Below are 11,478 nucleotides of genomic sequence, written 5' to 3'. Positions count from 1 at the left end.
AATCTTGTATATCCATAACCCAAAGATAAGCTTATTTTGATGCGGTTGCCCTGGGAAAAAACCCTTCACCCGCTTAAAATATTCACCCCTGAGTATTGTAATGGAATTTCAAGATTCTTCCGGAGTATGCGGGCAAGGCAATCTCGTAAGGGCAGGCAGCCGTCAACGTGCCGACAGTCTTCATTCCTGAAAGCAGGTCCGTCAGTTCGGCCACTTGGTTATCCGGAATCGACAAACTTCGGAAGGCTTCATCGGGGATGTTAACACGTACCGTGTGTTCTTGCCGGTCGAAATTCACTACCACAAACAAAACTTCACCGCCCGACTTGCGTAAGAATGCGTACTGCCGGTGCGGATCAAAATACGGATTGTTCCGATTCACGTACATCAGGTCGAAAAATCCCCCTCGATAAATCGCCTTCTCTGTGGCAGCGATGTGAAGAATGGCTGCATATTGCCGGCGCAACGTTTTCTGTTCGTCGGTTAGCTGTCCTTCATCGAATCGTCCCTCGTTGTTCCATTTACGCAGGCACTCAAGGCTCCAGTAATCGAATATCGTTGTGCGTCCGTCACGTCCGCTGAAGCCTTCTTCGTCCATACCTCGTTCGCCCAGTTCCTGTCCGCAATAGATCATCACCGGATTGGTGCCCATCATGGCTATTGTAAGGAAAGCGGGTATTCCGACTTGTGCTTCTCCGGCGAAGAAGTCGGAGGCGATCCGCTGTTCGTCGTGATTTTCGAGAAAAGCCAACATGTGAGGGCGGATATCGTCGACAGCCTGCCAGCATTCGGTCAGCCGGCCGGCCGGAGCTCGTCCGCACATCACCTCCCGAAGCGTATCATACAGACCGACCTTGTCATACAGATAATCGAATTGACCACGTTTCAGAAAATCACGGTAAAGCGACGGATGATATACTTCAGCAATGAAAATCACATTCTTCCAGCTACGTACACGCGGAATAACCCATTCCCAAAAGTCGATCGGCACCATCTCCGCCATATCACAACGGAAGCCGTCTACCCCTTTTCCAAGCCAGAACCTCAGGATATCGAGCATCTTCTTCCATGTGTCAGGCACCGGATAGAAATGTCCGAGTTTCCCGTTTTGGAAATCAACGCCATAATTCAGCTTAACCGTTTCATACCAGTCATTTTGGCCCGGATGCGCAGAAAAGCAATCGTTACCGGTCACTTTGGCCGGAAATTCACTGTATTCAAAATCTTCCTGCTGTGCACCGAAATGCAGTTCGAGGGCCTGTCCCGGCAGATAGTAAAAGTTATTGTTCGGATCGAAAGCAAGATGAGTCTGATCATTTTGTCCCAGATCCTGCATAAGCGGATTTTTGGCATCGGAATGGTACTGCCGGGCGACGTGGTTAGGCACAAAGTCAATGATAACTTTCAAGCCGGCCTGGTGCGTACGATCGACAAGCGCCTCAAATTCGGCCATACGGTTAGGAATGTCTCGGGCAAGATCGGGTGTCACATCGTAATAGTCTTTGATGGCGTACGGTGATCCGGCCTTCCCTTTTACTACGGCATCATGGTCTTTAGAAATACCGAATATGGTATAGTCGGTTTTCGTAGCATGCTCGATAACACCGGTATACCACACATGTGTGATGCCGAAATCTTTGATCTCCTTTAAAGCGGTCGATGTGAAGTCGTCAAATTTACCTGACCCGTTTTGCTGCAAACTTCCATGCTTCACACAAGGGTGCGTCTTGTTTCCGAAAATCCTCGGAAACACCTGATAGATAAATACTTTTTCATCTCTTTCCATAACATTTATTAAGTAATAATCGCATTTCTGTCCAAAAAAGCATGAATGAGTAATTTTTTCTTGTCCGATGCCTTCACGAACTTGTGGAATGCCTTAAGGGCTGTACGATAGCCTACATCCACGATAAGGTCGACATTCTTCAGGTCGAACATTCTATATTTTCCAAACTCTGCCGTCTCAATCAACAGATCACAATTGGCACGGTCTTTTTCCGTATTCGCTTCAAAGAGATAGCAAAACGACCGTTCGGCTATACTGTAAATATTCTGGTTGTATTTGGATGGCGTGTATGGATTCACATTTACTCCGATCACCACATCGCAGAGATCACGAATCACCGACACGGGAAAATTATGAAAAAGTCCACCGTCCACATAATGGATTCCATCAATTATCACCGGATTGAAGATGATGGGAATACTGCATGATGCACGAATCGGTTCAGCAATGAGGCCGGACGAGAAAGTGTGGCTGCACCCGTGATCGAGATCCGTGGCGACAACCATCATCGGAGTTTGAAGTTCCTCGAATGTCTTCACCCGCAGATGCTGTTCAACAAACCGGCTAAACCGGCTACTGTCAAATAAACCTGCTTTCGGAATTTGCAGTTGTGCGAACTCCGAAAATTCCCGTCCCGTAAACATCTGTTTGATTTCATCTGCCGCATGACCGGCAGCAAATAATGTACCCATCAGTGATCCGGCACTCGTTCCGACGATCACATCCGGACGAATACCACACTCTTCCAATAACTTGAACACGCCAATATGTGCAAAGCCTCTTGCTCCGCCTCCACTTAGTGCCAATCCCAATCGATATCGTTTTCTTGTGCCTTTTTTCATCACCCTCAAACTTCGTTTGGCAAAGGTATAGCTTTTTTTCGAATGAATAACCTGAGCAGAATCTGTTTTTATCATGAATCTTTGATCTATCCCTGTTTGCTCATTGCTCCTTGTGGAAAATCCTCCTCTCAATATCCCCCAAAATAGGGATTGATTTGTAAAATATGTTTTTTTATCTTTGCACCTCAAAAAAACAGACAAAAGATGGTTGGGTTCAAAAAAGAAAATGAATGTCTGACCAATATATGCACTAAGAACTATGATGACAATAAAACGAAAAATCCTGCTCATCCTCTTCGGAATAGCAGGTCTGTCTTTTAACGCGGTTCCTCTGTTGAGCCAAAAGAAGTTTTCTCTGCGGGGAACCGTATATGAAATGTCAGCAAGGCATCAAAAGCAGCCTCTTCCCGGAGCTTCACTTGTCATTGAAGCTTCCGGCATCGGCACAACAAGCGATGTAAACGGAGATTACACTCTTACTCCCATTTTCGAAGGTGAAATCAGGTTAAAAGTATCTTTCATTGGGAAAGTCACCGTAGACACGCTCTTGAAAATACATGCCGATACGAGCGTTGACTTTATCTTAAAAGAAGACAATTTCCGGTTAAAAGAGGTCGTTGTAACCGTAGAACCCGGACAGAGCGTACAATCGACTTCCTCGACGATCTCTCATAAAGCGATCGAACACCTTCAATCGGTCAGTTTAAATAATGTATTAGCCTTACTGCCGGGAGGAATCACCGCTAATCCCAATCTGAACCATGCTTCTCAGATCAATATCCGCACCGTCGGCAATCCAAACGGTTGGGGCGGATCGGCGATGAATGCGCTTGGCGCCACCATCATACAAGACGGATCACCGCTCTCGAACAATGCAAACCTGCAAGCTATGCACCCTGCCGTGTTAGGAAATTTAGGTGCGTTGGGAGGAACGGCTTCGCCGGGAGGAGGGCTTGACACGAGAAACATCTCGCTCGAGAATATCGAATCGGTCGAAGTGATACGGGGAATCCCCTCGGCAGAATATGGCGATTTAACGTCGGGGGCTGTCTTGGTCAAATCGAAAGCCGGTAAGACCCCATTAACCGTTAAGGCACGGACGAACCCGAATATCTACCATTTCTTTGCACAGAAGGGGACCAGCCTCGGGAAAAACCGCGGTGATTTAAACCTGAGCGCCGACTATACTTATAATGTAAATACGCCGGTTCAGTCATATCGATATTATCGGCGCTTCTCATCCAAGGCCATCTACTCCAATGTATATTTAGACAATCGATGGAAGAGTAATACCATCGTCGATTTCATGTACGGACAGGCTAAACGAGACCGTAATCCGGACGATAAAATCACGGAAACAGTATCCAGCGGTAAAGATGCCAAGTTGTCTTTAAACACGAACGGGACCATCTATTTTAAAGATAAAAGCTGGCTGAAGAATATCAAATACGCATTATCCGGAAGCTATACGGACAAAAAAAGTCATTACGAAGAATTGTATACAGCGGCGAATGCTCCCTATTCCATGACAACGGTCGACGGAGCAGTCATCACCAACAAGCCCGGCCTTGATTTATATGACGTGGACGGGAAAAAGATTACCGACTATACGCACGTAAATCCTTCGGATCAGGCCGTATTCCTGCCTTCCACCTATAAAGGGAAATATGATATTTACGGAAAAGAGATCAACGCCTTTGCCAAATTATCGGCCACGTTGTTTAAACGATGGGGTAAAACGGATCATCGGATACTGCTCGGAGGAGAATACCGCTTGGAGGGTAATGTCGGGAAGGGGAAAGTCTTTGACCGGATGGCTCCGCCTTACCGTAATTTACAAGCGCTCAACGCCACGTTCAGACCGCGTGCTTACAAAGACATACCCTTTATCCGGCACGGTTCGTTCTTTGTGGAAGAGAACTTGACCGCACATCTTACCCCTAACAACCAATTACGTGTTCAGGCGGGATTACGATACGATATGATGAAAGACGTAGAGAACGTCTTATCCCCTCGTATTAACGCCTCATTCGAAATGATTCCTCAAAAGGTTTTCCTGAAAGCGGGATACGGCGTGACAGCGAAGATGCCAACCTTAGTTTACTTGTATCCGGAGAAAGCGTACTTCGAATACATCAACATCAACGAGATACCGAACGATAAGATTCCCAAAGACCAGCGTATCTTTATGACAACGACACGGGTCTTTGACACCCGAAATCATGACTTGAAAGCGGCGACCAACACGAAAGCGGAGCTCGGAGCAGATTTCTTATTCGATGACTTCCAACTGTATGTCACCGCATTTAAAGAACACTTGAAGAATGGCTATTCCATGTCGCCCAGGTTCAATCCGGTTACTTTTAACGAATATAAACGTGCAGAAGGCAAGAATCAGCCGGTTTACAAATTATCGGCCGCTCACCCCGTGTTGGCAGAATATTATGTTCCTTCCAACCATCTGGTCATGAACAGCAAGGGTATTGAGTTTGATTTACGCATCAACCGGATTAATGCCATTCGTACCGCCTTCTCTTTTTCGGGTGCCTACATAGAGAACGAGAATTATCAGGACACCTATACCTATTATGACAACAGTGGTGAAGGAGGCGCTTCGCGCACCCACGTCGGACTGTACGGCCCTGCGATGTCCAAACATAAAATCGACCGGTTCTCGACAGCTCTACGGGCAACACATAACATCCCCGAAATAGGATTTGTGGTTACCCTCACGATGGAAACCGTTTGGAGCCAGCGAGACCGTTATACTTTCGGCAATGATACCGTCCCGGTAGCTTATATCTCCAAGAACGACGGAAAACAATACGACTTCGACCCTTCGAAGAAGGATGAACCAGAGTTTAAATCCATCCTTCGTCGACGCAACGATGCCTTGTACATTGTCGAATCCATCCCGCCGTTATTCAATTTCAATATCAATATAACGAAAGAAATACGTAATTTTATGCGTGTCTCCTTCTTTGCGAACAATATGTTCAGATATTATCCGGTTGTGGAATCCAAACGCAGCCCCGGATCGTTTTATCAAGGAAGTGGAGGATTTCTCCCTGTAAAAGACTTCTTCTTCGGATTAGAAGTAAATTTATTAATACATTAACATACGTTGGACTATGCACAAAAAAATATATCTTGCACTCATCGGGGCAGCGTCTTTCTTGGTTTCATGCGACTCGTTTTCCGATGCTCTCGGAACAAAAGAAATAACGCCGATATCCGTCACTATTCGGTCCGAAATCACATTGCCCGGTTTTGATGGCACAAGCGGACTGAAACTTATCTTGAACAACTATACCGAAGGAATCCGCGTGGAAAAAGAACTCACTTCCTCGACCGTAGAGATTGGCGATCTGATTCCCGGAATGTACAGCATCGTCGTCTCGGGAAAATTAAAAAACAAGGAAGGCGTATGGTATTATTTAAACGGCAGTTTAGTGAACCATCCCGTATTGAATCATCGTGCGACGATTGATTTGCCTATTTCCGGTCAGAAAATAAGCCCACTCGTATTCAAAGAGATCTTTTACGCGGGCACGGCCAACTTCTATTTCCGAAATCAGTTTTACGAGATTTATAACAATTCGGAAGACCTTCACTATTTGGACGGTATTTATTTTGCCGTTCTACACCCAACCAAATCGACGTCAACACTTCCCGTATGGCCTCAGGAGGACGGCGACAAATATGTCTACACCGAGCGGATATGGAAGTTCCCCGGCAATGGGACAACTTACCCTCTGAAACCCGGCGAAAGCTGTGTGATTTCACAGTTCGCAGCGAATCATAAGCTCGAGATTTATAATCCGAATTCACCGGTCGACTGTTCCGGCTCGGAGTTCGAATTTAATATGAACAATCCGAAATTCCCGGATCAACCGGCTTTCGATATGGAACATGTCTACTTTGATGGGAAGGCCGACAAGGGAAAGTCACCCCAATATTTAACATCTGTTTTCGGTGGTGCCTACGTTATTTTCAAAGTACCCGAAGGGGAGGTCTACGATCCGGTCAATAATCCGGCATTACAAGCAAAGGATCAGAGCAGTTCATCCAAGAAGCTCTATGCAAAGATTCCGATTGAGTACGTGTTGGATGGTGTAGAAGCCGTAGACGATGAAACGAAGGTCAATGCCAAGCGCATGCCGGGCGTATTGGATGCCGGAATCACCACGGTCGGTGCGACCTATAATTCACTCGGGGTCGCCCGTAAAAAGATCGGTGAGAACCCGGATGGGACTCCTTTTTTGCAAGATACCAACAATAGCACGGAAGATTTTGAAAGAGGGGTCGTTCCCATGTTCAGACGCTACAATGCCAAAATGCCGAGCTGGAATCACACCCTAAAATAAGTATCATTTTTAAGTAAAAAGAAACGCTATGCAACGAACAACATATAAGAAGCAATTTTTCTTCTGGCTTTTCCTTTCGTCGGTCGCCATCACGTCAGCACAGGAAGCCGGCCTCTCGCCGGCAGCAACCGAAAAAATGAAAATGACTTGGGTTTGGAATCAATCGTCGAACGCAGCCGGTCTGAAGCTCGATCCATCGAAAAACTACGCGACACTCTCCGGAGGATATACGCTGGAGAACGGCAATTATCATCGGGTGATGGAAGGAGACAAGAATAAGAGCCTTACGCTAAATACCGAAGGCGGGGTAAACATTCGTGACTTCTATTTCTGGGGACGATTCGATTATGCACGAAATGTGGTCAAGGACGCGCGATTTAACGCTTCACTGATTAATCCCTACCGCGGCATGCCTTACTTCGTGGCCGATACGCTCTCGAGCGACTGGAACAACCAGTATTACGAACTGGAATATAAGATCAATTTTCCGGCTATCGGAGAGAAATGGTTATTCGGTGTCGGAGGGGAATATTACGCTTATCTGGCAGCCAAGCAACGCGATATCCGCACGGAGAATTATGCGATGAAACTTTCCGTCCGTCCCGGAGTGATTTATTCCGTCAATCGTGGCAATCACATCGGCTTAAATCTCGAATACGGGGTATTCAAGGAAGAGTCGAATATGTCTAATGTAAACGTCTATATCGATCAGCCGTTCTACGAACTGCGCGGTTTGGGCAATGCCATCATCGGTATCGGTAGCGGAAGAACGACGAATTACATCCGTAAAAGCCTTGGAGCAGGCTTGCAGTATCACTACTCGGGAAGCTTCGATCTGATGCTGACGGGTAACTGTCTCACGAGTGTAGAAGACGCCGAAGTTTCGTTTACGAACCCGCGGAAAGAAGGTACGGTCATCGATCGTGTGTGGCACCAAAAAGCATCGTTCAAAACGAAAGGGCAGGATCATACGCATTACCTTGATCTCGAATATATGCAACGTATGGTGAAGGGCATCGAATATATTACGAAATTCGACGATACCGAGACATTCAAAGGATACGTCACACTGTATAAGAGCATCCGTTCGACCTATGCGAGCAAATTCCTGAGCGTCGGATATTCGTGGACAAAGAACCAGGGCGATGAGTACACCTATCTGCTTGGCGGTAAAGTAAACTATACTGATCTGGATGACAATTATCTTTTGCCCAAAAGCAGAAAACACGCAAGAAATATCACATTCGAAGGTTTCGGGAAGCGTAATTTTACCTTGTCGGACAAGTTGTCGAAAAAGCTGCTGGTAGGTACCCGGCTGATATACGGAAAAAACATCGACGGAGGCTATCTGTACGGTGGGGCTTATAAAGAATACCCGATTCATTCGCAGTTAGAGAAGAGAGATAACGAGTATGATACATCGGGATTTTTTGCCGTGCATCTTTCGGGCGTTTATTCGCAGAAAATAAACCGCTCCGCCGACGTGAACGTATATGTACGTGCGGATGCCTCTTACGCCAAAGCGCAAAACAAAAGTCTCGGCAACAGAAATATACTATCATTCAGCGTAGGATGCAATTTTTAACGACAAAATCGAAACATAAAAAATAAGAAACAGTATGGTAATGAAATATTGCTGGGGTATGTTTTTGGTCATTTTTTTACTGCTCGGTTGCAGAAGCAGCCAGCATACCCTTCCGAGAACGGTGGCGGAACAATCTCCCCCCGATGAAAGCGCTTTATTAATCGATTCCATCTTACAGACAGGGTTGGACCGCGAAGCAGTCTACACCCTTCTGGGACACATCAAGCCGATGAGTTCGTTAAAGCTGTACAGAATGCCTTTGGCCAATACCGATTCTGCAAGGCGGATCAGTCCCAATATTGTGGACAGAGCCCAAAAAGGCCGGTACTTAGACCGCCTGTCGCGTGTACAGAAAGCCGTCAACGAAATCCGTCTACCCGATCTGGCTTTTGTCCTTATTCCTTACCGGACACATCAGGACAGCATCCGCACGATACAGTTAAGCGTTGTGCGTGTCAGTCTTTTAGACAGTCTACTCAAGGCAAAAGAGAGTTTCTTCGGACAATATGGTCTTGTGCCCGGTACGGACCCGGCCACCGTCGTCTCGACCATTGAGAACGCAGGAATCTACGAACGATACCGGGGTTATGGGTATCTGTTCGGTTATCCGGATTATGCCGTCGACTTTTTCGTTGAGGCCAGTCATACGCATCGTGACATACAGCAACCGACGCCTCGTAATTTTTTCAATATTCCCACACATCAATCCAAAGAAGGTTATTTCGTCTATGCGTATCCCAAAGACTACGAACCTTCGCGCGAAGTAGATTCCTTGCTCTATCACCGCTCGACGAAGGTGTTGGAGACGTATGAAAAACTAAGAGACCGTTACCTGAATGCCGACAGCACGGTACGGGCATATCGGTTGTTGCTCGATGCTGCGACAGCAGAAGGACGTTTAAAATAGACCGGCTCCGGTGTCGAAAAACAAGATTAACACACTTACCGGCACATCGATCGTGGTAGCCAACATGATCGGTGCCGGAGTGTTTACCAGCTTAGGCTTTCAACTTGTCTCGCTGCATAACACCGCTACGATTCTGACGCTATGGTTATGCGGAGGCGTTATCGCGTTAAGCGGTGCCTTCAGTTATGCCGAAATCGGCACACTCATTAAGAAATCGGGAGGAGAATTTACATTTCTCTCCCGCATCTATCACCCCGTCGTCGGATATTTATCCGGCTGGATTTCGCTGACCGTCGGATTCGCTGCCCCAATCGCACTCTCGGCTTTCGCTTTCGCCGATTATCTACCCGTAAGACTGATATCCCCTGTATGGACAGCCATTGCCGTCATCTTGCTGATTACATCAATCCATACATTCAACCTGCGTTACAGCGCACGTTTCCAGAATATAAGCACCGTCTTTAAAGTACTCTTAATACTGGCCATCATCATTGTCGGCCTGTATCTCCCTGCGAATAAAGATAATGCTCTCCTCTTCAACACCGACTACCTGTGGGAATGCGGTTCATCGGCCTTTGCCGTCAGCCTGATCTACGTCAGCTATTCCTATTCGGGATGGAATGCGGCGACATACATTACAGAAGAGTTTAAGCATCCGAGAAAGGCTATTCCCCGATCGCTGATTTACGGGACATGTATCGTAACAACGCTGTATACACTGCTGCAATTCGTCTTTCTGAAACATACCCCTTTGCACGAATTGGTCGGGCAATTGGACATTGCCACTCCCGGTATTCGTTTGATGCTCGGCGAACAAGCAGCAACATGTTTTGGATGGGGATTCTCGGTGCTGCTCATCTCAGGCATCAGCGCCATGATCTGGATCGGTCCGAGAGTAACGGCAAGCATCGCCCGTGAATATCCGCTTTGGCGCTTCTTCAAGGCGCGCGACAATGATGTACCGCGGAGAGCCTTATGGCTACAGTTTGCCATCAGCACGACCCTGCTGCTGAGCGGTACCTTCGAACAAATCATGATCTATTGCGGGGTGTTGTTGAGCATCTCAACCCTGCTCGTCGTACTCGGTGTCATTCTCGTCCGATACAAGAAGAAAGAACATCCTGACAACACGAAGAATTTCAAAAGTCCGGTCTTTCCTCTTTTTCAGGTAGTTTTTATCGCAGCTTCGTTATGGATGATTGCCTTCGCTTTTCTCAATCATACAAAAGAATGCATGCTCGGACTGATTAACTTGCTGATCGGCTACCTGACATACCGAATGAAACGTTAAGTAATTAACGCGAGTTCAATGCAAGAAAAAGCCCTTAAAATCAGGAATATGAAAGAGACAACCATCAATACTAAAAAATTAAAAAAACAGGCATTTACCAATAATTCCGCGATGATTCCGGGACATAAACTTTCAGAATTAAGCGAAACGTATCAAGAACATCTTTAAAATGGTAAAACTCGAATGAGTAAATTTATTTCATCATTGACGAGTTTTTCAAAGAATTTGATAAAACCATCAAAACACATTCATTCCAAGATAACAAGACAAAGAAAAGAGACTGTAAGTTTACGATGTACAAGAAAGTAAGGTAATGCCCCTCTTAGTTTTGTTCCACACCGTATCTTTCAAGAACTTAAAATTTCTACATCTTCTACGTTTTCTACGTTCAAAAGCATATGCGGAAAATTTTCCTTGTACTGTATCTTATAACCGCTTTGTAGAACTTGAGCGAAAAGTATGTGTGCCATTGGCCGTTTTCGTTAAAATGATGTGTATAAATGAAGGGATCGGTATCTCTTTTATTGACTCCAGCCCTCTTCGAAAAATTGCCACATCAAAAGGGAGAAACAGCACAAGACACGTTTAAGGAAATTACACAATAGAGGCAATGTTCTTTAGACCAGTTGGTATATCAACAAAGATTTTTTTTTATTGCTGTCCGGTAAAACTCAAAAAGACAAAATCATCTTACTCGAAG

The 11,478-nt window shown here is 45.9% G+C and carries 7 protein-coding genes; 5 read left to right on the top strand and 2 right to left on the bottom strand.

What is annotated here, in order from left to right; genetic code table 11:
* Window positions 1-82: 82 nt before the first annotated feature.
* Window positions 83-1,786, bottom strand: coding sequence for an alpha-amylase family glycosyl hydrolase (locus ACTTKA_RS11370; protein ID WP_442725117.1), 1,704 nt, complete (start codon window positions 1,784-1,786; stop codon window positions 83-85).
* 8 nt (window positions 1,787-1,794) lie between these two features.
* A complete protein-coding gene (locus tag ACTTKA_RS11365; protein WP_442725118.1) occupies window positions 1,795-2,631 on the bottom strand; it encodes a patatin-like phospholipase family protein in 837 nt (278 codons plus the stop codon).
* 256 nt (window positions 2,632-2,887) lie between these two features.
* On the opposite strand from ACTTKA_RS11365, the gene ACTTKA_RS11360 reads away from it, so the two are divergent.
* The 5 genes from ACTTKA_RS11360 to ACTTKA_RS11340 are packed head-to-tail and all read left to right on the top strand — an operon-like array spanning window position 2,888 to window position 10,778.
* A complete protein-coding gene (locus tag ACTTKA_RS11360; protein WP_442725116.1) occupies window positions 2,888-5,746 on the top strand; it encodes a TonB-dependent receptor in 2,859 nt (952 codons plus the stop codon).
* 13 nt (window positions 5,747-5,759) lie between these two features.
* Complete coding sequence (locus ACTTKA_RS11355; protein WP_442725115.1) at window positions 5,760-6,995, top strand: DUF4876 domain-containing protein; 1,236 nt, start codon at window positions 5,760-5,762, stop codon at window positions 6,993-6,995.
* Window positions 6,996-7,023: 28 nt separating this feature from the next.
* Window positions 7,024-8,580, top strand: coding sequence for a DUF6850 family outer membrane beta-barrel protein (locus ACTTKA_RS11350; RefSeq protein ID WP_442725114.1), 1,557 nt, complete (start codon window positions 7,024-7,026; stop codon window positions 8,578-8,580).
* 34 nt (window positions 8,581-8,614) lie between these two features.
* On the top strand, window positions 8,615-9,487 hold the full coding sequence (locus tag ACTTKA_RS11345) for a hypothetical protein (RefSeq protein WP_442725113.1): 873 nt from the start codon (window positions 8,615-8,617) through the stop codon (window positions 9,485-9,487).
* Between the two features lie 10 nt (window positions 9,488-9,497).
* Window positions 9,498-10,778, top strand: coding sequence for an APC family permease (locus ACTTKA_RS11340; RefSeq protein WP_442725112.1), 1,281 nt, complete (start codon window positions 9,498-9,500; stop codon window positions 10,776-10,778).
* Window positions 10,779-11,478 lie beyond the last annotated feature (700 nt).

Source organism: Tannerella sp. (assembly GCF_052170195.1).
In the GTDB taxonomy this organism is placed as follows: domain Bacteria; phylum Bacteroidota; class Bacteroidia; order Bacteroidales; family Tannerellaceae; genus Tannerella.
The sequence above is the reverse complement of the archived record's forward strand: the minus strand, read 5'-3'. Positions and strand labels throughout refer to the sequence as shown.